The organism is Gordonia westfalica (assembly GCF_900105725.1).
Classification (GTDB): Bacteria; Actinomycetota; Actinomycetes; order Mycobacteriales; family Mycobacteriaceae; genus Gordonia; species Gordonia westfalica.
This window is the reverse complement of the sequence record NZ_FNLM01000034.1, coordinates 1,215,405-1,236,231: the sequence shown is the minus strand read 5'-3', so window position 1 is coordinate 1,236,231 and position 20,827 is coordinate 1,215,405. Positions and strand designations below refer to the sequence as shown.

19 protein-coding genes and 1 pseudogene are annotated in these 20,827 nt (G+C 67.3%); 13 read left to right on the top strand and 7 right to left on the bottom strand.

Going from position 1 to position 20,827, the window contains the following annotated elements; translation table 11 throughout:
* Window positions 1–142 precede the first annotated feature (142 nt).
* Genes BLU62_RS11035 through BLU62_RS11020 form a run of 4 tightly spaced genes read left to right on the top strand, consistent with a single transcriptional unit; the run spans window position 143 to window position 4,005 of the window.
* On the top strand, window positions 143–1,195 hold the full coding sequence (locus tag BLU62_RS11035) for a sulfate ABC transporter substrate-binding protein (protein ID WP_244278358.1): 1,053 nt from the start codon (window positions 143–145) through the stop codon (window positions 1,193–1,195).
* Window positions 1,192–2,076, top strand: a complete 885-nt coding sequence (gene cysT / locus BLU62_RS11030) for a sulfate ABC transporter permease subunit CysT (RefSeq protein ID WP_074849567.1) — start codon at window positions 1,192–1,194, stop codon at window positions 2,074–2,076. Before BLU62_RS11035 ends, cysT begins: the two co-directional genes overlap by 4 nt.
* A complete protein-coding gene (gene cysW / locus BLU62_RS11025; RefSeq protein WP_074849565.1) occupies window positions 2,073–3,011 on the top strand; it encodes a sulfate ABC transporter permease subunit CysW in 939 nt (312 codons plus the stop codon). Before cysT ends, cysW begins: the two co-directional genes overlap by 4 nt.
* A gap of 1 nt (window position 3,012) precedes the next feature.
* Window positions 3,013–4,005 (top strand): sulfate/molybdate ABC transporter ATP-binding protein, encoded by a 993-nt coding sequence (locus BLU62_RS11020; protein WP_074849563.1) that lies wholly within the window; start codon window positions 3,013–3,015, stop codon window positions 4,003–4,005.
* Between the two features lie 145 nt (window positions 4,006–4,150).
* Here the strand turns inward: BLU62_RS11020 and BLU62_RS11015 are convergent.
* A pseudogene (locus tag BLU62_RS11015) lies at window positions 4,151–6,171 on the bottom strand (glycoside hydrolase family 15 protein).
* Between the two features lie 95 nt (window positions 6,172–6,266).
* Here BLU62_RS11015 and BLU62_RS11010 point away from each other — a divergent pair.
* On the top strand, window positions 6,267–6,467 hold the full coding sequence (locus BLU62_RS11010; protein WP_074849561.1) for a hypothetical protein: 201 nt from the start codon (window positions 6,267–6,269) through the stop codon (window positions 6,465–6,467).
* 104 nt (window positions 6,468–6,571) lie between these two features.
* Here the strand turns inward: BLU62_RS11010 and BLU62_RS11005 are convergent, their stop codons facing one another.
* The 5 genes from BLU62_RS11005 to BLU62_RS10985 are packed head-to-tail and all read right to left on the bottom strand — an operon-like array spanning window position 6,572 to window position 12,069.
* Window positions 6,572–7,318, bottom strand: a complete 747-nt coding sequence (locus BLU62_RS11005) for a sirohydrochlorin chelatase (protein ID WP_074849559.1) — start codon at window positions 7,316–7,318, stop codon at window positions 6,572–6,574.
* Window positions 7,315–8,610 carry a sulfate adenylyltransferase subunit 1 gene (locus BLU62_RS11000; RefSeq protein WP_074849557.1) on the bottom strand — a complete coding sequence of 432 codons (1,296 nt, stop codon included), beginning with the start codon at window positions 8,608–8,610 and terminating at the stop codon, window positions 7,315–7,317. The genes BLU62_RS11005 and BLU62_RS11000 overlap by 4 nt, the downstream gene beginning before the upstream one ends.
* On the bottom strand, window positions 8,610–9,563 hold the full coding sequence (gene cysD / locus BLU62_RS10995) for a sulfate adenylyltransferase subunit CysD (RefSeq protein ID WP_099047848.1): 954 nt from the start codon (window positions 9,561–9,563) through the stop codon (window positions 8,610–8,612). Before cysD ends, BLU62_RS11000 begins: the two co-directional genes overlap by 1 nt.
* Complete coding sequence (locus tag BLU62_RS10990; RefSeq protein ID WP_074849553.1) at window positions 9,545–10,297, bottom strand: phosphoadenylyl-sulfate reductase; 753 nt, start codon at window positions 10,295–10,297, stop codon at window positions 9,545–9,547. Before BLU62_RS10990 ends, cysD begins: the two co-directional genes overlap by 19 nt.
* Complete coding sequence (locus tag BLU62_RS10985) at window positions 10,294–12,069, bottom strand: nitrite/sulfite reductase (RefSeq protein ID WP_074849551.1); 1,776 nt, start codon at window positions 12,067–12,069, stop codon at window positions 10,294–10,296. Before BLU62_RS10985 ends, BLU62_RS10990 begins: the two co-directional genes overlap by 4 nt.
* A gap of 345 nt (window positions 12,070–12,414) precedes the next feature.
* On the opposite strand from BLU62_RS10985, the gene hemW reads away from it, so the two are divergent.
* Window positions 12,415–13,626, top strand: coding sequence for a radical SAM family heme chaperone HemW (gene hemW / locus BLU62_RS10980; protein WP_074849550.1), 1,212 nt, complete (start codon window positions 12,415–12,417; stop codon window positions 13,624–13,626).
* Between the two features lie 96 nt (window positions 13,627–13,722).
* Here the strand turns inward: hemW and BLU62_RS10975 are convergent, their stop codons facing one another.
* Window positions 13,723–14,229, bottom strand: coding sequence for a type II toxin-antitoxin system VapB family antitoxin (locus BLU62_RS10975; RefSeq protein ID WP_074849548.1), 507 nt, complete (start codon window positions 14,227–14,229; stop codon window positions 13,723–13,725).
* A gap of 104 nt (window positions 14,230–14,333) precedes the next feature.
* Here BLU62_RS10975 and hrcA point away from each other — a divergent pair, with 104 nt between their 5' ends.
* The 7 genes from hrcA (at window position 14,334) to BLU62_RS10940 (ending at window position 20,801) form a co-directional block, all read left to right on the top strand.
* Window positions 14,334–15,368, top strand: coding sequence for a heat-inducible transcriptional repressor HrcA (gene hrcA / locus BLU62_RS10970; protein ID WP_074852834.1), 1,035 nt, complete (start codon window positions 14,334–14,336; stop codon window positions 15,366–15,368).
* 170 nt (window positions 15,369–15,538) lie between these two features.
* A complete protein-coding gene (gene dnaJ, locus BLU62_RS10965) occupies window positions 15,539–16,705 on the top strand; it encodes a molecular chaperone DnaJ (protein ID WP_074849546.1) in 1,167 nt (388 codons plus the stop codon).
* A complete protein-coding gene (locus BLU62_RS10960; RefSeq protein WP_074849544.1) occupies window positions 16,702–17,451 on the top strand; it encodes a 16S rRNA (uracil(1498)-N(3))-methyltransferase in 750 nt (249 codons plus the stop codon). The genes dnaJ and BLU62_RS10960 overlap by 4 nt, the downstream gene beginning before the upstream one ends.
* Window positions 17,448–18,242 (top strand): alpha/beta hydrolase family protein, encoded by a 795-nt coding sequence (locus BLU62_RS10955; RefSeq protein ID WP_074852833.1) that lies wholly within the window; start codon window positions 17,448–17,450, stop codon window positions 18,240–18,242. The genes BLU62_RS10960 and BLU62_RS10955 overlap by 4 nt, the downstream gene beginning before the upstream one ends.
* Before the next feature lie 75 nt (window positions 18,243–18,317).
* The gene (locus BLU62_RS10950) at window positions 18,318–18,608 is read left to right on the top strand and encodes a type VII secretion target (RefSeq protein ID WP_159441553.1); all 291 of its coding nucleotides are present in this window, start codon (window positions 18,318–18,320) and stop codon (window positions 18,606–18,608) included.
* A 287-nt stretch (window positions 18,609–18,895) separates the two neighbouring features.
* Window positions 18,896–19,954: a hypothetical protein gene (locus tag BLU62_RS10945; protein WP_244278118.1), complete on the top strand. Its 1,059-nt coding sequence runs from the start codon at window positions 18,896–18,898 to the stop codon at window positions 19,952–19,954.
* Window positions 19,955–20,333: 379 nt separating this feature from the next.
* Complete coding sequence (locus BLU62_RS10940) at window positions 20,334–20,801, top strand: hypothetical protein (RefSeq protein WP_244278117.1); 468 nt, start codon at window positions 20,334–20,336, stop codon at window positions 20,799–20,801.
* Window positions 20,802–20,827 lie beyond the last annotated feature (26 nt).

The window sequence follows — 20,827 nt, the reverse complement described above, 5'->3', positions numbered from 1 at the left end:
GCGTAGTCCGGTCCCGCCGGTCACAGCCCAGTCTCGACCGGTCCCGGTGAGTCTTGGAGGAAGAGTGAGCGCTGGCGCAGTCACGCGGCCCACGATCCGCCGGGCGAGCACCCGGCTGCTGGTGAGCGTTCTGGCGCTGGTGATGGTGTTCGTCGCAGGTTGTGGTGGCGGATCGACCGACGAACCCGGCGGAGTGGACATCTCCAGCGGTAGTCGGCACCTCGATCTGGTTGCCTATGCCGTTCCCAAGATCGGTTTCGACGAGATCATCCCGGCGTTCCGCGACACCCCAGAAGGCCACGACATCGGCTTCTCGGCGTCGTACGGCGCCTCGGGCGACCAGTCCCGCAAGGTGGCCCGGCGTGTTCCGGCCGACGTGGTGAACTTCTCCGTCGAACCCGACATCACCCGTCTGGTGAAGGCCGGCCTGGTCGACGAGGACTGGAAGGAACAGGCGCCCAACAACAGCACCCCGTTCGGCTCGGTCGTCGCGCTGGTGGTGCGCAAGGGCAACCCGAAGAACATCCGCGACTGGGATGATCTGCTGAAGCCCGGCGTCCAGGTGGTGACCCCGAACCCGGGCAGCTCCGGCTCGGCGAAATGGAATCTGCTGGCTCCCTACGCTGCGATGAGCGACGGCGGACGCAACTCGCAGGCCGGCCTCGACTACGTGGCCGAACTGGTGCGTGACCACATCAAGGTCGTCCCGAAGTCGGGCCGCGAGGCCACCACGGCGTTCGAGCAGGGGCAGGGCGACGTCTTGATCAGCTACGAGAACGAGGCGATCATGCTCGACAAGGCCAACGCCACGGCGGGGGAGAACGGCCAGGTCGAGTATGTGATCCCGCCGCAGACGTTCAAGATCGAGAACCCGGTGGCCGTCGTGAACACCTCCGACGACCTCGCCGGCGCGAAATCCTTCGTGGACTTCCTCTTCACGCCCGAGGCGCAACTGATCTGGGCGGAACAAGGATTCCGGCCGGTCGATCCCGCCGTCATCGAGGCGACCCGGGAACTCTTCCCCGGAGACATCGCCAAGCTGTGGACGATCTCCGAGCTCGGCAAGGTGCTCGGCGAGGGCACCGCCGAGGAGAACGACGGCAAGGATCTGAAGGGCTGGAAGGCCGTGGACGAAGCGCTCTTCGGCAAGAAGGGCGCCATCACGAAGATCTACGACTCAGGGGGTAAGCAGTGACCTCGGTTGACTCGACGGCGTCGGCGGCAACCGGTTCGCCGGTTCCCGACTCCCGGCCGCCGGGCGGATTCCTCGGACGCTCGCGGACCTTCGCCGGCGTGAGCCCGATGACCATCGGTGTAGCCTGGCTCTGGCTCAGCGTCATCGTCCTGCTGCCGCTGGCCGCGATCACGGTGCAGTCCTTCGAGGACGGCTGGAGCGGCTTCTGGGATGCGATCTCGGCGCCCGCGGCGGTGGACACCATCTGGATCACGGTCCTCGTGTCCGTGGTCGCGGCTCTGATCAACGTCGTGTTCGGCACGCTGATCGCGTGGGTGCTGGTCCGTGATGAGTTCCGCGGCAAGGCGTTCGTCAACGCGATCATCGACCTGCCGTTCGCGCTGCCGACGATCGTCGCCAGCCTCGTGCTGCTGTCGCTGTACGGGCCGAACAGTCCCATCGACATCCAGCTCAACGCCACCAAGCCCGCCCTGGTGATCGCGCTGACCTTCGTCACCCTGCCGTTTGTGGTGCGTCAGGTGCAGCCGGTCCTGATCGAACTCGACGTCGACGTCGAGGAGGCCGCGGCGGTACTCGGCGCCAACAACGCCACGATCTTCCGCAAGATCGTCCTGCCGGCCCTGCTCCCGGCGATCCTGACCGGCGCCGGTCTTGCGTTCACCCGCGCCATCGGCGAATTCGGCTCGGTGGTGCTCATCGGCGGCAACATCCCCGGCGACACCCAGGTCGCATCGCAGTACATCCAGCAGCAGATCGAGATCGACGCGCCGGTCGACGCCGCGGCGATCTCGGTGGTGCTGCTGCTGATCGCCTTCGTCACCCTGCTCGTCCTGCGCGTCGCGGGCCGCTGGCAGTCCAAGCGGGAGGACGCAGACCGATGAAGGTTGCACCGCTGACCAAGTACGGGTTGCGCACCGTCGCGCTCGTCTACCTGTTGATCCTGCTGGTCGTCCCGGTCGGCACGATCTTCTACCGCTCCTTCGAACACGGCATCGTCCAGTTCTGGGAGTGGATCACCACCCCGGCGGCCATCTCGGCGCTGCAGCTCAGCCTGCTGATCGTCGCGATCGTGGTGCCGCTCAACGTGATCTTCGGCGTGATCACGGCGCTGGCCCTGGCCCGCGGCCGGTTCCCCGGCAAGGGCCTGCTGCAATCGGTCGTCGACCTGCCGTTCGCGGTGTCACCGGTGGTCGCCGGCGTCGCGCTGATCCTGTTGTGGGGATACGGGGGCTGGTTCGGCGGAGTCGAGAGCCTCGGATTCCGGGTCATCTTCGGCTTCCCGGGCCTGGTGCTGGCCACGCTGTTCGTCACCCTGCCGTTCGTCGCACGCGAGGTCGAACCGGTGTTGCGTGAGATCGGTACCGAACAAGAGGAAGCGGCCGCGACGCTGGGCGCGAACTCGTGGCAGGTCTTCTGGCGGGTCACCCTGCCGGCGATCCGGTGGGGCCTGACCTACGGAATCGTCCTGACCGTCGCCCGAGCGCTCGGTGAATACGGTGCGGTGGTGATGGTCTCGTCGAACTATCCCGGTGTCTCCCAAACCCTGACGCTGCTGGTCCACTCTCGCTACACCGACGACTACAACGAGTTCGGCGCCTACGCGGCAGCGACCCTGCTGATGTTCGTCGCGATCCTGGTGCTCGTGCTGATGTCCCTCATCGAGCGGCGCGCCAAGTCCCGTCTCGTCGACGCCAGCGAATCCACCTCGGGCAGTGTCGAGAACACCGAGGTCGAACTCACCCCGCCGCACGGGCCCGAGTCCGTCGACGCCAAGCAGGTAATCCACGAGTACGCCCAGAACAAGGAAGGCGTCTGACATGTCCATCCAGGTGATCGGCGCGAACAAGCGCTACGGCGACTTCGCCGCCCTCGACAATGTCTCCATCGACATCCCCGACGGGCAGCTGACCTCGCTGCTGGGTCCGTCGGGTTCCGGCAAGTCGACGCTGCTGCGCGCGATCGCCGGTCTGGACACACTGGACTCCGGCATCGTCCGGATCAACGACAACGACGTGTCGCAGAAGTCGCCGCAGAAGCGCGACATCGGGTTCGTGTTCCAGCACTACGCCGCGTTCAAACATCTCACCGTGCGCGAGAACATCGCCTTCGGCCTCAAGATCCGCAAGCGGCCCAAGAAGGAGGTCGACGCCAAGGTCGACCAGCTCCTCGAGGTCGTCGGGCTGACCGTCTTCCAGAAGCGGTTCCCGGCGCAGCTGTCGGGCGGTCAGCGGCAGCGTATGGCGCTGGCCCGTGCCCTCGCCGTCGACCCGAAGGTGCTGCTCCTCGACGAACCGTTCGGCGCGCTCGACGCCAAGGTGCGAGATGACCTGCGCCGCTGGCTGCGTCGCCTGCACGAGGAGGTGCACGTCACCACCGTGCTGGTCACCCACGACCAGCAGGAGGCACTCGACGTGAGCGACCGGATCGCGGTCCTCAACAAGGGACGGATCGAGCAGGTCGGCACGCCTGACGATCTCTACGACCGTCCGGCCAACGAGTTCGTCGCGTCGTTCCTCGGCTCCACGGTCCGCCTGAACGGCGAACTCGTCCGCCCCCACGACATCCGGATCGGACGCACCCCGGAGATGGCGTCGCCCGTCGACGCGTCGCTCGACACCGGCGTGATCAAGGCGACCGTGCTGCGCGTGGTGAACCTCGGCTTCGAGACCCGGGTGGAGCTCGTCGCCGCGACGACGGGCGACGAGTTCGCGGCCCAGATCACCCGCGGTGACCAGAACGCGCTCAACCTTCAGGCGGGCGAGACCGTGTACGCGCGCGCCACCAAGGTCGCGGCGCTGACCGAGGGCTGACAACCGGCCCGGTACAAGCACTCCGGCTGACGACCGCCACTGAAAACCGCCCCTGGAGACGGCCCTCCACAGCGGGGCCGATATAGGTCGTCGGCCTCGGCCTGAAGGGTGTTCTGCAGGGGCGGATTTCAGTTGCCGGCAGGCGTCAGTGGTTGGCCGGCTGGAACGTGTGCAGGTGCTCGGCCTCCTCGGCGCGGATCACGTGCATGACGGCGTTGATCAGCGCCAGATGGGTGAAGGCCTGCGGGAAGTTCCGAGGTGCTGACCGGTCTTCGCGTCGATCTCCTCCGCGTACAGCTTGAGCGGGCTCGAGTAATTGAGCAGCCGCTCGCACAACGCCTTGGCGCGCTCCAGCTCACCGATCTCGACCAGCGCCGACACCAGCCAGAACGAACAGATCGTGAAGGTGCCCTCCTCGCCGGTGAGGCCGTCGTCGGTCTCCTCGACCTTGTAGCGCAGGACGAGACCGTTGTCGGTGAGCTCGTCGGCGATCGCGAGAACCGTTGCGCGGACGCGGTGGTCGTCGGGCGGGAGGAACCGCAGCAGCGGCACGAGGAGCAGTGAGGCGTCGAGGGCGTCGTCGCCGTAGCGCTGGGTGAAGACCCCGCGCTCGTTGACGCCGTGTTCCAGGATGTCGGCCTTGATCTCGTCGGCGATCGCCGCCCATTCCCGCGCGTGGGTTTCCTCGCCGTGCATCGTCGCGAGTCGGGAACCGCGATCCAGCGCCACCCAGCACATCACCTTCGACGAGGTGAAGTGCTGCGGTTCGCCGCGGACCTCCCAGATGCCCCGGTCGGGGTCGCGCCAGTGCTTGATCGCCTCCTCGACCTGCGCCTTGAGGACGGGCCACAGGGTCTCGGGAACGGCCTCGTGGGACTTGATGTTGAGGTACACCGAGTCCAGCATCGTGCCCCAGATGTCGTGCTGCGCTTGGTTGTACGCGCCGTTGCCGATACGGACGGGCCGTGCGCCGTCGTAGCCGGAGAGGTGGGTGAGTTCCTCCTCCTCGAGCGTCCGCTCGCCGCCGACGCCGTACATCACCTGCAGCGGATGGCGTTCGCCGTCGGTGATGCCGGAGACATCGGCGATGAAGGAGAAGAAGTCGTCGGCCTCACGATCGAGGCCCAGCGTGTACAGACCCCACAGAGCGAATGTCGAGTCGCGCACCCAGGCATAGCGGTAGTCCCAGTTGCGTTCGCCCTGAGGCGTTTCCGGCAACGAGGTGGTCGCGGCGGCCAGTAGTGCGCCGGTCGGGGAGTAGGTGAGTCCCTTGAGGGTCAGCGCGGAGCGTTGCAGATGCGAGCGCCAGGGATGGTCGGGGAAGGTGCCGATGTTGATCCACTGCCGCCACGATTCGGCCGTGGACCACATCTTCTGGGCCGCCTCGTCCCAGTTCTGCGGTGCGGGGAATCGAGACCAGCTCAACGCGACGAACCGGTTGTCGCCCTCGACGAGACGGGTTCGGGCTCGTGCCTCCCGGCCCTCGAGTCCGAGGCGGAGGTCGGTGGTGAGCTTGAGGGTCGGGGTGTCGGCCTCGGTGTCGCGGGCGGTGGCGATCGCCTCGCCGTAGGCCGGACCCGAGTACTCCCACTTGGTGGTCCCGCGGTGGTAATCGAACGCCGGCTCGCAGCTCATGTGCAGCTCGACGGTACCCGAGACACAGCGCACGGGGCGGAGCAGGATGTGTTCGGCATCCCAGTCGGTGGGGGTGCGGCGATGCGTACGGGAGCGTCGCTCGTTGTCGTGCCACGGACCCATCACCAGGGCGTCGCGCACGATGATCCAGCCGGTGTCGGTCTGCCACGTCGTCTCGACCATCAGACTTCCCGGCAGGTACCGGCGGTCGACGGGCACGCTGACGCCGTACGGCGCGAGGCGGAAGTGGCCGGCGCTCCGATCGAGCACCGCCCCGAAGACGCTCGGCGAATCAGGTCGTGGCACGCACATCCACTCGACCGAACCGTTCCGCGCGATGAGGCAGTTGGTCTCGGTGTCGGAGAGGAACGCGTAGTCGCCGATGGGCGGGAAGGCGCTCCGGTGCGCCGGGTTGGTCGGGGCGATCGGCGCCGGCCCCGGGACACTGACTCGTGCGGCGTCGGTGCCGGCACCCTGAGCGGGAGTCGCGGTCGGCAGGGACGTTACGGTGGAGTCATCTGCAACAGACATGGGATCTATCATTGCGACGGGCGCTGTCCGACGCCAGTCGGCCTCGACGAGGCCGGGCAGACGGATGATCCGCATCGGATGGACGAGGTGATGAGGTGACGGCGTTCTTCGCCTGGTGGGACGGGGTGGAGGAGTGGCTGACCGGTCTTTCCTTCGTGCCGCAGCTCTTGGTCACCGTCGCCGTGGTGAACCCCGTCGCGATCCTCATCGCCTATGTGTTGAATCTCCTCGTGGACCTGGCGGCGAATCTGATCGACCGCCGCCGCTTCGCCGACGACGACGGGACCGGACTGTGAAGATTCTGCGCTCGCCGGTCACCCTGGCGTTGCTCGCCCTGCTCGTCCTCGTCGTGATCGCCTGGCTCGTCACGATCTGACCGGGCGTCGAACCGGCCCGGGCGTCAGCGTCCGGCGATCACCGTGCGACGCTGTGCGGCCGTGCGATAGAGGCCGCAGATCCCCTCGATGACATCGGGGTGCGCGCCGAGCGGTCCGGCCACGAGTGTCTCCTCGGCCAGTGCGTCCAGAGCGGTTTCGACCCGCTCGATCAGCAGACCCGCCGACAGGAAGTACGGACTCAGCGCGATGCGCTGCGCACCGGCCGCGCGGAGTCGTCGGACCGCCGCGGCGACCGCACGGTTGCCCGGACCGAGCTTGGTCGCGAAGACCACCTCGACCGGGCGATGCAGGTACGTCGACAGTTCGATGGCCCGCCGCCGGACGTGACCGTCGGCGGATTCGTCGGAGGAACCCACCGCGGACAGGACCACACCGTCGCGCTCGTCGAGGCCGGCCTCGAGCAGTCGGTCGGCGAGGGCGGCAGTGAACGACCGCGTACCGATGACGTCGGTCTGGTGCGCGAACGGACGGTGCGCGGCGATGATCGCCGGCAGGTCGACCTTGTGGTGATACCCCGCCGAGAGGAGCAACGGGACCACAACAGGATCCCCGCCCGCCCCGGCACGGCCGGTCTCGCCCTCGGTCGCGTCGAGAGCATCGCCGACGAGCGGCTCGTCGAGATCGAGGTAGGAGAGAACCACCTCGACGCCCGGGAGAGTCGCCGCGACGGCGTCGCGCACACGGCGCGCGGTCGCGCCGAAGCGCGGATCGCGACTGCCGTGTGCGACGAGGACGAGAGCCGGACTCACACCAGCTCTTTGAGGTGCAGCGGCGCCAGTGCGTCGCCCACCAGTCCGGCTGCGAGGGTGTTGCCACCCTGCGGGTCGATCAGCAGGAAGCTGCCGGACTCGCGGTTCACCTGGTAGTCGTCGGCCGGGATCGGCTCGGCGGTCTGCACCGAGATCCGCACGATCTGGTTGAGCTCCACCGATTCCGGGGCGTCCACGAGAGCCAGGTTCTGCTCGTCGAAGAGGGCGTCGAGCCCGCCGACGATGGCCTGCGTGGTCTTGGTGCCGTGCTTGAGCAGCAGCCGGGCGCCGGGGCGCAGCGGCTTCTCGGCGAGCCAGCACACGGTCGCGGTGAACTGCTGCACCGACTCCGGGGCGTCGGCCGCGGCGGCGATCAGATCGCCACGCGAGATGTCGACGTCGTCGGCGAGCAGGATCGTGACACTGCGTCCGGTGTGCGCGGTCTCGAGCGGTCCGTCGGCGGTGTCGATCTGGCTGACGGTGGACCGCCGGCCGGACGGCAGGACGACGACCTCGTCACCCACCGACACCCGGCCGGCCGCGATCTGACCCGCGTAGCCGCGGTAGTCGGGGTAGTCGGGTGTGCGGGGACGGATCACGTACTGCACCGGGAAACGCAGACCCACGGGGGCGCGCTCGGTCAGGTTCGGGACCGTCTCGAGATGCTCGATGAGAGTCGGGCCGTCGTAGAACGGGGTGGTCTCCGAGCGGTTGGCGATGTTGTCGCCGTGCAGTGCCGACACCGGGATCGCGGTGACCTGCTCCGCCGACCAGCCGAGGGAACGGGTGAGTTCGGCGAATTCGGCGGAGATCTCGGCGAACACCGAGGCCTGGTCGTCGACGAGGTCGATCTTGTTGACCGCCAGCACGAGCTGCGGGACACCGAGTAGCGCCATCACCGCGGCGTGGCGACGGGTCTGCGAGACGACGCCGTTGCGGGCGTCGACCAGCAGGATCACCAGCTGGGCGGTGGAGGCACCGGACACCGTGTTCCGGGTGTACTGCACGTGTCCCGGGGTGTCGGCGAGCACGAAAGAGCGTGCGGGCGTTGCGAAGTAGCGGTACGCCACGTCGATGGTGATGCCCTGTTCGCGCTCGGCGCGCAGGCCGTCGACGAGCAGCGAGAGGTCGGGGCCCTCGAGGCCGCGGTCGACCGAGGCTTTGGTGACGGCGTCGATCTGGTCGGCCAGAACGGATTTCGTGTCGTACAGCAGACGGCCGACGAGCGTCGACTTGCCGTCGTCCACACTGCCGGCGGTGGCGATGCGGAGAAGGTCGGGAGCGTGCCTCATCAGAAATATCCTTCGCGCTTGCGGTCTTCCATGGCGGCCTCGGAGACCCGGTCGTCGCCACGGGTGGCGCCGCGCTCGGTCAGCCGGGACGCGGCGACCTCGTCCAGCACGGCCTCGTTGTCGGCGGCGTCGGAGAGCACCGCGCCGGTCGACGAGCCGTCGCCGACGGTGCGGTAGCGCACCGAGAGACGCTGCAGCTCTTCGCCTTCGCGGGGTCCGCCCCAGACACCGGGGGTCATCCACATGCCGTCCCGCAGGAAGACGTCGCGTTCGTGGGCGTAGTAGATCGAGGGGAGCAGGACCTGCTCGCGGGCGATGTAGCGCCAGATGTCGAGCTCGGTCCAGTTCGACAGCGGGAACACGCGAACGTGCTCACCCGGTGCGTGGCGGCCGTTGTAGAGGTTCCACAGCTCGGGCCGCTGACGCTTCGGGTCCCACTGGCCGAAGGCGTTGCGCAGCGAGAAGATCCGCTCCTTGGCGCGCGAGCGCTCCTCGTCGCGGCGGCCACCGCCGAAGACCGCGTCGAAGCGGTTCTCGGTGATCGCGTCGAGCAGGGGGATGGTCTGCAGCGGGTTGCGGACGCCGTCGGGGCGCTCGGTCAGCCGGCCGTCGGCGAGGTAGTCCTCGACCTTGGCGACGTGCAGGCGCAGGTTGTGACGCTCGACGACGTTGTCGCGGAACTCGAGGACCTCGGGCAGGTTGTGCCCGGTGTCGACGTGCAGCAGCGAGAACGGCAGCGGCGCAGGCCAGAACGCCTTGAGTGCGACGTGGAGCAGGACGGTGGAGTCCTTGCCGCCGGAGAACAGGATCACCGGGCGCTCGAATTCGCCTGCGACCTCACGGAAGACGTGGATCGCCTCGGATTCGAGCGCGTCGAGGGTGGTGAAGTCGTCGGCCTCGGCGGAGACGGCATCGCGGATGGGTTCGGTGACGGTCATGCGTGGAGCCCACATTCTGTCTTGGCGCGACCGGCCCAGCGGCCACTGCGCGGATCGGATCCGGGTTCGGGTTTGGCGGTGCACGGTGCACAGCCGATGGAGGGATAGCCCTCGTCGACCAACGGGTTGACCAGCACGCCGTTGGAATCGATGTAGTCCTGCATCGTCTCGTCGGACCACGCTGCGATCGGGTTGATCTTGACCAGCCCGAAGCCCTCGTCGAACGAGATGAGCGGTGCGTTGGCGCGGGTCGGCGCCTCCACGCGGCGGATGCCGGTGATCCAGGCGTCGTAACCGGCCAGACCCGCCTTGAGCGGGACGACCTTGCGCATCCGGCAGCACTCACCCGGATCGCGCGCGAACAGGTTGCGGCCCAACAGCTCGTCCTGCTCGGCGACGGTGTGCTCGGGGGTCAGGTTCACCATCTGCACGCCGTACACCTGCTCGACGGCGTCGCGGGTGCCGATGGTCTCGGCGAAGTGGTAACCGGTGTCGAGGAACAGCACCTTGACCGGGTCGCCGCCCAGGAGCTCGCGGTCGATGTTCTTGACCGCGAGGTCGACGAGAGCGGCGTCCTGCATGTTCGACGCGACGACGAAGTCGGTGCCGAAGGTCTCCGCGGTCCACCGGATCAGTTCTTCCGGGGTGGCGTCGGTGCCGAGGTCGGCGGCACCCTTCGCCGCGATCGCCCGGAGCTCCTCCTCGCTGTGACGACGACCGGTGGCGGACTCCGTCGTGCTGATCGTCATCGGAGAGCCTCCTCATCGGCACGAACGGCCCACTGCGCGAACCGTTCACCTTCTTCACGCTGGTCGACGAAGTTGCGGACCACACGCTCGATGTAGTCGCCGAGCTCGGTGCCCATCACCTTGTGCTGACGCAGCTTGCGACCGAAACCCGAGTCGAGGCCGAGGCTGCCGCCCAGGTGGACCTGGAAGCCGTCGGTCTGGTTGCCGTCGGCGTCCTCGACGAGCTGTCCCTTGAAACCGATGTCGGCGATCTGCGACCGGCCGCAGGAGTTGGGGCAGCCGTTGATGTTCACCGTGATCGGCACGTCGAGCTTCGAGTTGATGTCGGCGAGACGCTCGTCGAGCTCGGGGGCGAGGACCTGCGAACGCTTGCGGGTCTCGGTGAACGAGAGCTTGCAGAACTCGATGCCGCTGCACGCCAAGAGGTTCCGGCGCCACTGCGTCGGCCGGCCGTGCAGGCCGAGCGGCTTGAGCTCGTCGATCAGCCACTCCACCTTGTCGTCGGGGACGTCGAGGACGATCAGCTTCTGGTACGGCGTGAAACGGACCCGGTCGGAACCGACGGCGGCGACCGCCTCGGCGGTCTTGGTCAGGATGGTGCCCGAGACGCGTCCGGCGATGGGGGAGAAGCCGATCGCGTTGAGTCCGTTGCGGAGCCTCTGCACGCCGATGTGGTCGATCGGGCGTTGGGGCTGTTCCGGAGCCGGGCCGTCGATCAGCTTGCGGCCGAGGTACTCGTCCTCGAGCACCTGACGGAACTTCTCGATGCCCCAGTCCTTGATGAGGAACTTGAGACGGGCCTTGGCGCGGAGACGTCGGTATCCGTAGTCGCGGAAGATCGAGACCACGGCCTCCCAGACATCGGGCACCTCGTCGAGCGGGACCCACGCGCCGACGCGCTGGGCGAGCATCGGGTTGGTGGACAGGCCGCCGCCGACCCAGAGGTCGAGGCCGGGGCCGTGCTCGGGATGGACCACACCCACGAAGGCGACGTCGTTGATCTCGTGCACCACGTCCTGCTGGCCCGAGATCGCGGTCTTGAACTTGCGCGGCAGGTTCGAGTACTTCGGGTCGCCGATGTAGCGGCGGACGATCTCGTCGATGGCCGGGGTGGGGTCGAGGACCTCGTCGAAGGACTCGCCGGCGAGCGGCGAGCCGAGCACGACGCGCGGGCAGTCGCCGCAGGCCTCGGTGGTCTTGAGTCCGACGCCTTCGAGGCGCTCCCAGATCGTCGGGACGTCCTCGATCCGGATCCAGTGGTACTGGACGTTCTCACGGTCGGAGAGGTCGGCGGTGTCGCGGGCGAACTCGGTGGAGAGTTCACCGAGCGTGCGCAGCTGCGCGACGTTGAGTGCACCCGCGTCGCAGCGCACCCGCATCATGAAGTGGCTGTCCTCGAGGATGTCGATGTTCTCGTCGCCGGTCCAGGTTCCGTCGTAACCCTCGGCGCGCTGGGTGTAGAGGCCCCACCAGCGCATGCGGCCACGCAGGTCCTGCTTGTCGATCGAGTCGAAGCCCTGCTTCGAGTAGATGTTCTCGATGCGCGCACGCACGTTGAGCGGGTTGTCGTCCTTCTTGACCTGCTCGTTCGGGTTCAGCGGCTCGCGGTAGCCGAGCTTCCACTGGCCTTCGGCGCGGCGCTTGACCGGGCGTGCCTTGCGGGCGGGACGAGCGCGCTTCTCGGTGCCGGGTTCTGCTGCGGCGGCAGGCCTGGCGGCATCCGGCTCGGAGCCCGTGCCGGGGGCAGCAGGGGCGTCGGTGGTAGACGTCATGAAGAATCTCCTGTGCCGGCGCACAGGGCCGGCTTCAATCGCACGAAAAGGTGGGCTGAAACGTGCCGGCATCCCTGAGACAGGGACGAATTCGGGGCCGAGACGTCGCTAGACGCGACAGAAAGCGCTGTTGACGCGCTTGAGATCAATGTGGCGTCGAGCTGCGAGCCACACCCCGGGGAAAATCACGGGGTCCATAGTGCCACGACCATCATCGCCTCGTCTACTTGGGGTTATTTTCCATCATGATGATGGAAACGCGCTGACCCTGACGGGGCTCGGTTCCCGCCTGCGTCGGACAAGGCCACAGGTGGCCGGGTTATTCCCGCGCGGCATGATGGAACGGTGAAGGTCGACGTCGAAGCACCCACCCCGGAGCTCACCGCGCAGCTCATCGAAGGGGCGTGCCGTGACGTCGACCCCGAGGTGCCGTTCGGCCTCTACCTGCACGTCCCGTTCTGTGCGACCAGGTGCGGCTACTGCGACTTCAACACCTACACCGCCGGGGAGTTGGGATCCTCTTCGTCGCCGGAGTCCTGGCAGGAAGCGGTGGCCGCCGAACTCGAGTCGGCGGCGCGTCTGCTGCAGCCGAAGCGGGAGGTGTCGACGATCTTCGTCGGCGGCGGCACGCCGTCGCTGCTCGGCGCGGACGGCCTGACGCGTCTGCTCGACGCGGTGCGCGCGAACTTCGACCTCGCCCCCGACGCGGAGGTCACCACCGAATCGAACCCGGAGTCGACGTCGCCGGAGTTCTTCGAGAAGCTGCGCGCCGCGGGGTTCACCAGGATCTCCCTCGGCATGCAATCGGCGGCCCAGCACGTGCTCAAGATCCTCGACCGGGTGCACACGCCGGGTCGGGCGGTCGCCGCCGCCCGCGAGGCCCGGGCGGCGGGTTTCGAGCACGTCAACCTCGATCTGATCTACGGCACCCCCGGCGAGACCGACGCCGATCTGCACACCACCCTCGACGCCGTGTTGTCGGCGGGCGTCGACCACGTGTCCGCCTATGCGCTCATCGTCGAGGACGGTACGGCGCTGGCGCGTCGAATCCGGCGCGGCGAGATGCCCGCCCCCGACGACGATGTGCTCGCCGACCGATACAAGATCCTCGACGATCGGTTGAGCGCCAAGGGTTTCGACTGGTACGAGGTGTCGAACTGGGCCCTCGACGACGCCGGTGCCTGTCGGCACAACCTCGCCTACTGGCACAGTTCCGACTGGTGGGGGATCGGCCCCGGTGCGCACTCGCACGTCAACGGAGTGCGTTGGTGGAACGTGAAGCATCCGGCGCGCTATGCGCAGGCCCTCGTCGACGGCGCTCTGCCCGCCGCGTCGTCGGAGGAACTCACCGCCGAGGACCGCCACATGGAGTCGGTCATGCTCACCACGCGATGCCGCAGCGGGCTTCCGCACGGGTTGCTCGACGACGCCGAGCGCGTGAACGCCGAGAAGCTCTGCGCCGATGGCCTGCTCACCGCGACCGGGGACGCCTACGTCCTCACCGACGCCGGCCGGTTGCTCGCCGACGGAGTGATCCGCCGCGTGCTCTGGGGTTAGACCCGCTCCACAAACCCACCCCTTTTCGGCAAACCCACCACCCGCGCGGGTGGTGGGTTTGCCGAAAAGGGGTGGGTTTGCCGGCGGATTCGCGGACTACCAGGGCCGGTCGGGGCGCGTCGGGCTGGTCCATCCGGTCGACCGGGGTCGACGATGTGCTCCGCCGCCGGGAGGGACATTGCCGGGCGGAACACTGCCGGGGTGGGGCGGCCGGGGCGTCTCGAGGACATCCGGCGCTCGTCGAGTGGGGATCTCCGCGGTGACGTCGAGTTGTTCTTCGAGCGGCTTGGCTCCCTCGGACAGGTCCAGGGAGTCGAGGTCGAGGGTGCGTGCGTGGATGATGTTCCGGTTCCGCAGCGCCGACCGCACGGCGCGGTGCAGTCCGTCCTCGAGGTAGAGCTCGCCCTCCCAGCGCACGACATGCGCGAAGAGGTCGCCGTAGAACGTCGAGTCCTCGCTGAGCAATTTGTCCAGCGCCAGCACCTTGGTGAGCGTGGTCAGCTGGTCGAGCCGCAGCTGGCGCGGCGGGATCTTGGCCCAGCCCCGCGTCGACAACTTGTGGTCGGGATAGGGCTTGCCCTCCCGCACCCCCTTGAAGATCATGTGACTCCGCGCCGGTTTCGTAGTATGGGCCGTACCCAGTATGGGACGTACCCAACTCTATGGCCCAACTCCATGGACGGGACTCGGATCAGGAGGTGTACCGCGTGTCCACAACGGACGACCGTCGATTCGAGATCCTCCGCGCGATCGTGACCGACTACGTCGAATCGCAGGAACCCATCGGATCGAAGGCTCTCGTCGACCGGCACCAACTCGGGGTGTCGAGCGCAACGGTCCGCAACGACATGGCGGTGCTCGAGGCCGAGGGCTACATCACGCAGCCGCACACCAGCTCGGGCCGTGTCCCCACGGACAAGGGCTACCGGATGTTCGTGGATCGCATCAGCGAGATCAAGCCGCTGTCCTCCGCGGAACGACGCGCGATCCTGTCGGTCCTCGACTCCGGTGTCGACCTCGACGACGTGCTGCGACGTTCGGTGAAGCTGCTGGCCCAGCTGACCCGACAGGTGGCCGTGATCCAGTATCCGGTGCTGTCGGCGGCCCGGGTCCGACATCTCGAGGTCGTGTCGCTGTCGCCGTCGCGGCTGCTGCTGGTGGTGATCGTCGACAACGGCCGCGTCGAGCAGCGGATGGTCGCGCTGAGCGAGGATCACGACGAGGAGGACATCGCACGCCTGCGCGACATGTTCTCGGTCGCGCTGCACGGCAAGCGGCTCGCGGAGGCGTCGGCGGCCGTGGCCGAACTCGCCAACTCCGCGGCCGACGACATCCGCGGGGCGGTGCTGAGCATCGCGACGGTTCTCGTCGAGACCCTCGTGGAACGGGGCGACGACCGTCTGGTACTCGGCGGCACGTCCAACCTGGCGCGGTCGGCAGCCGACTTCACGCCCGTCGTCGGCGGCATGGACACCGTCCTGGAGGCGCTCGAGGAGCAGGTCGTCGTGCTCAAGATCCTCGCCACGACGCAGGACATGGGCCAGGTCACAGTGCAGATCGGGGAGGAGACGCAGACCGAGAACCTGCGTGGGACCTCGGTGGTGTCGACAGGGTACGGTGCATCGGGAACCGTGTTCGGCGGCGTCGGTGTGCTCGGCCCCACACGGATGGACTATCCGGGAACCATCGCCTCGGTCGCAGCCGTTGCCAAGTACATCGGTGAGGTGCTCGCCGAGCGATGACCGCCGCCCTGTGGCGGAGGTCGGGCGAGAGCCGGAACCGGTTGTCGGCAGAATTGGATGGTTCCACTGCGTACCGCGCGGTCGTGCGTCCACACCGATGAGGCACGCACCGCGTGGGCACCAACTGAGACCGCTTGGGTACCGATTGAGACCGAAGGATCACTACAACCGTGGCACGTGACTATTACGCAATCCTGGGTGTGGCAAAGGGTGCCAGTGACCAGGAGCTCAAGCGCGCCTACCGCAAGAAGGCACGCGAACTGCACCCCGACGTCAACCCCGGCAAGGAAGACGAGTTCAAAGAGGTCAGCACCGCCTACGAGGTGCTGACCGATCCGGAGAAGCGTCGCATCGTCGATGCCGGTGGCGACCCCCTCGCGGGCGCGGGCGCCGGTGGCTTCGGCGGTTTCGGTGGCGGGGGCGGCGGCTTCGGCGACGTCTTCGAGGCCTTCTTCGGCAACGGCGGCGCCTTCGGCGGAGGCGGCGGATTCGGGTCGGGGCGCGGTCCCCGCTCGCGCGTCCAGCCGGGTGAGCCCGCGCTGGTCAACATCAAGCTCGATCTCGCCGAGTGCGCCAAGGGCGTCAACAAGGAGATCACCGTCGACACCGCGATCCTGTGTGACGCGTGCACCGGGTCGGGAACCAACGGCGACAGCAAGCCGGTCGCCTGCGACACCTGTCATGGCGCTGGCGAGATCCAGTCGGTGCAGCGGTCGTTCCTCGGTCAGGTGATGACCGTCCGCGAGTGCCCCACCTGTCACGGCGTCGGCGAGGTCATCCCCGACCCCTGCCACAAGTGTGGCGGCGACGGCCGGGTGCGCTCGCGTCGCACCATGACCGTCCGCATCCCGGCCGGCATCGAGAGCGGTATGCGGGTCCGGCTCAGCGGCCAGGGCGAGGTCGGGCCCGGCGGCGGTCCCGCCGGCGACCTCTACGTCGAGGTCACCGAACGTCCGCACGACGTCTTCCTGCGCGACAAGGACGACCTGCACTGCACCGTGAAGGTCCCGATGGTCGACGCCGCGCTGGGCGCCGAGTTCGACGTCGAGACCATCCTCGGTGACCCGGTCACGGTCACGATCGCACCGGGCACGCAGCCCGGCCAGGTGGTCAAGCTGCGCGGCCAGGGCATGCCGCATGTCAGTTCGGGTGTCCGCGGCAACCTGCACGTCCATCTCGACGTGGTGGTGCCGACCAAACTCGACAGTGCCCAGACCGACGCGCTCAAGAAGCTCAAGAAGGTGGCGCAGGACGAGATCGAGGTGGTCAACACCTCGGCCGCGGCAGCTCCGGGCGGACTCTTCTCACGACTGCGCAACGCGTTCGCAGGCAAGTGAGCCCACCGCTTTTCTGGGCGGACTCCGTTCCCGCCCCGGGTGCCGACCTCATCCTCAGCGGGCCGGAAGGCCGGCATGCGGTGACGGTCGCCCGCCTCGGGGTGGGGGAGCGCATTTTCGTCGGCGACGGGGCAGGTTCCGTCGCGGGCTGCGAGATCCGGGAGATCACCGCGAAGGACACCCTCGTCGCGTCGGTGCGTGAGCTGCACTTCCAGGCGCGGCCCACCCCGCAGGTGACCGTCGTCCAGGCGCTGCCGAAGTCCGAACGGTCAGAGCTCTCCGTCGACCTCGCGACCGAGGCGGGGGTCGACGTCATCGTGCCCTGGCAGGCCATGCGCTGTGTCGCCCGCTGGACGGGCAAGGCGGACAAGGGTGTTGCCAAGTGGCGGGCCGCGGCGTCGGCCGCCGCGAAGCAGAGCCGCCGACCCTGGATTCCCGAGGTCACCGACCTCGCCTCGACGATCGACGTCCGTGCGCGGTGCGCTGACGCCGTCGCCGCCGGCGGTGTGGTCGCAGTGCTCCACGAGGAGGCCGCCCGCCCTCTCGCCGAACTGCCTCTCGCCGATGCGACCGAGATCGTGCTGGTCGTGGGTCCCGAAGGCGGGCTCGACGACACCGAGGTCGCCGATCTCACCGCGCTCGGCGCCCATTCGGTGGTGCTCGGTCCGGAGGTGCTGCGTACTTCGACGGCGGCCGCGGTCGCACTCGGTGCGATCGGCGTGCTGACCGGCAGGTGGTCGCGTTGAGTGCTGTCCGGCGCTGCGCCGTGCGGCGCGCCAAGATCGAATACGGCACCGAGCCTTCACAATTCGGCCACCTCTACGTCCCCCGCGACGGCATCGACGCCGCGGCCCCTGCCCGGGTGGTCGTGCTGATCCACGGCGGCTCGTGGTCGGTGGAGTACGGCTCGACGATCCAGACCGCGGTCGCGCGCACGATGTCCGAACGCGGCGCGGTGGTGTGGAACATCGAGTACCGCCGCGTGGGGGAGCCCGGCGGCGGCTGGCCGAACACCGGACGCGACGTCCTCGACGCGATCCGTGCCCTCGACGGCCCGGTGCGCGAGACGCTTCAGGAGCAGGAGGTCGATCTCACCGCGATCGACTTCTCCTCGGTCGGCGTCGTCGGGCATTCGGCCGGTGGCCAGCTCGCGGTGTGGGCCGTCGGCAAGCTCGGCGCGCGTACCGCCACGACCACCATCACCACCGTCGTCGCCCAGGCTGCGGTACTCGACACGGTCGCCGCGGCCGACAAACAATCCTTGCGCGCCCTCATGGGACGGCCCTACAGCGAGTCGCCGCGCCGCTACGAGGAGGCCTCGCCCATGCTCGCGCCGGTCTTCGACGCGCACGTCGTCGCGATCACCGGTGACGACGACGATCTGGTGCCCGACATCGTGAGCCGCCGCTACGTCGACGACGCGATCTCCCGCGGGCAGTCGGCCGAACTGATCGTCGTACCGGGGGAGGGTCACGAGGCGTTCGTCGATCCGCGCACCGGCTGTGCGCGGCAGACGATCCGGGTCCTGGGGATCTGATCGACCGGAATACTCGATTGGCAGGCATACTGAGACGCTGACGATTGACTTACGCACATGAAGTGGTGGGGGCCCGTGCTAGTAGATCCAGATGCGTTGCGTGGACTGTCCGATAGAACGTCGAATGCAGCAGATGTTATCGAAGCCAACACACTGGCCGGGGTCGTCCTGGGGGCATTCTCTGAGATGCAGGGTTCAACCTCTGAGTGGAGTGCTCGGGCGGTTGACGAATTCGTGACTCCACTCGTCAAGGCTTTGTCCCAGGGCTTCGACGAGCTATCGCGCGCAGCCAAAGGTGCTGCAGGCAATTACGAGGCGACCGATGAGTATGCGAAGTCGAAGATCGAGGCTTGCTTCGAACGATGATCCCTTCGCGCACTCGGTTGACGAGTTGGAGATTCGGGTCCATCTCGGCTGCGGCAGACATAGTCAGGACCAGGGCGGCTGCCATCGAGAAGACAGGCCGTGACATCGAGAGCTCGTGTGAGGCTCTACCTGCCATTAGGGCGTGGGACGGTCCTGGCCACGCTGCAGCGACATCCGCTTTCGGTCGTGCACGACGCCGCACCGGTGACATCGGGAAACTGGGTGACCGTCTCGTCGATTCTCTGTCACAGGGGTATTGGACGTTGACCTCTGCGAAGGACAAGCTGATGGGAAAGGTCGCAGAAATAGAGGGCGGCAGACTATTTATGGTCCATGACCATTGGGCCGTCACTCTTCGTCCGATGCCGATGACTCGCGCACGCGCACAGGAACTCTTCGCACAACGCGACAGTCTGCAGGAGCAATTGAACCCGCTGGTGACGGCGATGGGGCAGGCGGACGATTCGGTGTCCGAAAGTCTGCAGAACGCTGTTAGCGCTGCGGGTTTCGAGATGCGGTCGTCGTCGATACCCCAAGTGACACCCTGGCTTATGAAGCCGGAAGACGACGTCCCTGACCCAGCCACGCTGCCCGGCAAGCTTTATCAGCGTTCGATATCGGAAGCAGACGCATCGGTCACGGTGGCAGAGAAAATTACGGGTATCAACTCGGACGGCCAAGAATTCACGACGCTGATCATGCAGGACGGAAGCAGGGTGGTCAGGGCCGAGATCGGTCAGTCCCGCGGGGTGCTGTGGACGGAGGAACGGTACGACCCGAGAGGTGAGCTCGTTTGGAGTACCAGTGCGACGGATTGGCTCGATGGTCGGACGATGGTGTCAACGAGATATGCAGACAGAACGTTGGTCTCGGTGCTCTACGACGAAGACGGACGGGCCATCAGTGGCGAGGTCTTGCCGAACGGAGAATCCGATGATGGGCAACCGCTGGACAGTACCTTCTTCTCGCATCCTGCGTTGGCAACGGTCGGCGGGGTCTTGGCCGGGGCCGAGGAACACAGCGATAACGCGCTCAAGAAGGAGCTCCCCACCCTGACGAAGAATCAGTTCCAGAACGTCAAAGCGGGTGCGAAATTCGGGGGGTATGGCTTGGGGGTGGGCATTGCTCTCTATGACGTGGCGACCGCGGATGAACCCGAGGAGAAGTGCCAGGCAGCGATTTCGGGGTTGGCGAGCGTTGTCGGTGGTACTGCCCTAGGAACTGCCGGCGGCCTGGTGCCCATTCCCGTCGTCGACGTCGCAGCTGCTGGAGCCGGCACGGTTGCAGGGTCATGGTTGTTCGGATTTCTGGGCTCGGAGCTGGGAAGGGCTGTCTGCTATGACTGATGATCAGACGGTTCCGGAATGGGACAGGCTCCGCGTACAAGCCCGATGGACGTATGTTGCCCTGATCCTCTTCGGCTCTCTCGGTCTCTTCTGGCTGTGGCACCTGGTGCGATCGCTGGCTGACGGTCGCTATTTGGATGCCGCGTTCTACGCGTGTGCGTCGGCGGCTTGCGCATCGGTGCTCTGGGCGTCTGGGCTCGTGCTGAGGAACCGTGTGCGGTACACCGCGGTACCAGGGACGGCTGATTCGGTACCGGGCGGGATTCGATTCGTGACCTCGCGTCGACTGCGGGTGGCGTATCGAGGGGCTCTCACGCTGATCGCCCTCTCGTCCGGCTTGTTCGCGGTCGGTATGTGGCTGGGACAGTCCAATTTTCCGATGAGCCCTGGACAGGCGTTGATCTTTCCCTGGGTCGCGGTCGCGATCGCCGGGTACTCGGCTGGTGCCCTCGCCTGGTTCGCGGTGGGGTTCCTGCGCTTTCCCTGTGTCGATGTTTCCCCTGCCGGTCTGGACATCACCGGGTTTCGGTCGAAGCAAACGGTCAGATGGGACGACGTTGCAGACATCGTTCCGCTTGCGGACGGCAAGAACCCGGAGATCGACATCGTCCTGAAGGATCGGGCACGAGCCGGTGTGGATATCTTCTACCGGGGCCCCTTTGCTCCGGCATATATGCAGGCTCAGCGCTCCGTGCGCATCACGGCCGATCTCTTCGCCGTCGGAGCCGTGCCGCTCCTCGACTTCATCGACTACTACGCGTTCAGCCCCGACGATCGAGCCGAGCTGGCTGATGGGCGTGCACTCCGACGGTTGGCTTCGATGGGTCAACCGACACTCGACCGGTGAGGCGGCTGAGAAATATTGCCTGCTGA

Coding starts and splice junctions, on each gene's coding strand:
- BLU62_RS11035 (WP_244278358.1), top strand. CDS start 143: ATGGTGTTCGTCGCAGGTTGTGGTGGCGGATCGACCGACGAACCCGGC.
- BLU62_RS10990 (WP_074849553.1), bottom strand. CDS start 10,297: ATGACGATCAGCACGACGGAGTCCGCCACCGGTCGTCGTCACAGCGAG.
- BLU62_RS11000 (WP_074849557.1), bottom strand. CDS start 8,610: ATGAGGCACGCTCCCGACCTTCTCCGCATCGCCACCGCCGGCAGTGTG.
- cysD (WP_099047848.1), bottom strand. CDS start 9,563: ATGTGGGCTCCACGCATGACCGTCACCGAACCCATCCGCGATGCCGTC.
- BLU62_RS10945 (WP_244278118.1), top strand. CDS start 18,896: ATGGGAAAGGTCGCAGAAATAGAGGGCGGCAGACTATTTATGGTCCAT.
- cysW (WP_074849565.1), top strand. CDS start 2,073: ATGAAGGTTGCACCGCTGACCAAGTACGGGTTGCGCACCGTCGCGCTC.
- BLU62_RS11020 (WP_074849563.1), top strand. CDS start 3,013: ATGTCCATCCAGGTGATCGGCGCGAACAAGCGCTACGGCGACTTCGCC.
- BLU62_RS10975 (WP_074849548.1), bottom strand. CDS start 14,229: ATGATCTTCAAGGGGGTGCGGGAGGGCAAGCCCTATCCCGACCACAAG.
- BLU62_RS10985 (WP_074849551.1), bottom strand. CDS start 12,069: ATGACGTCTACCACCGACGCCCCTGCTGCCCCCGGCACGGGCTCCGAG.
- BLU62_RS10940 (WP_244278117.1), top strand. CDS start 20,334: ATGAGCCCTGGACAGGCGTTGATCTTTCCCTGGGTCGCGGTCGCGATC.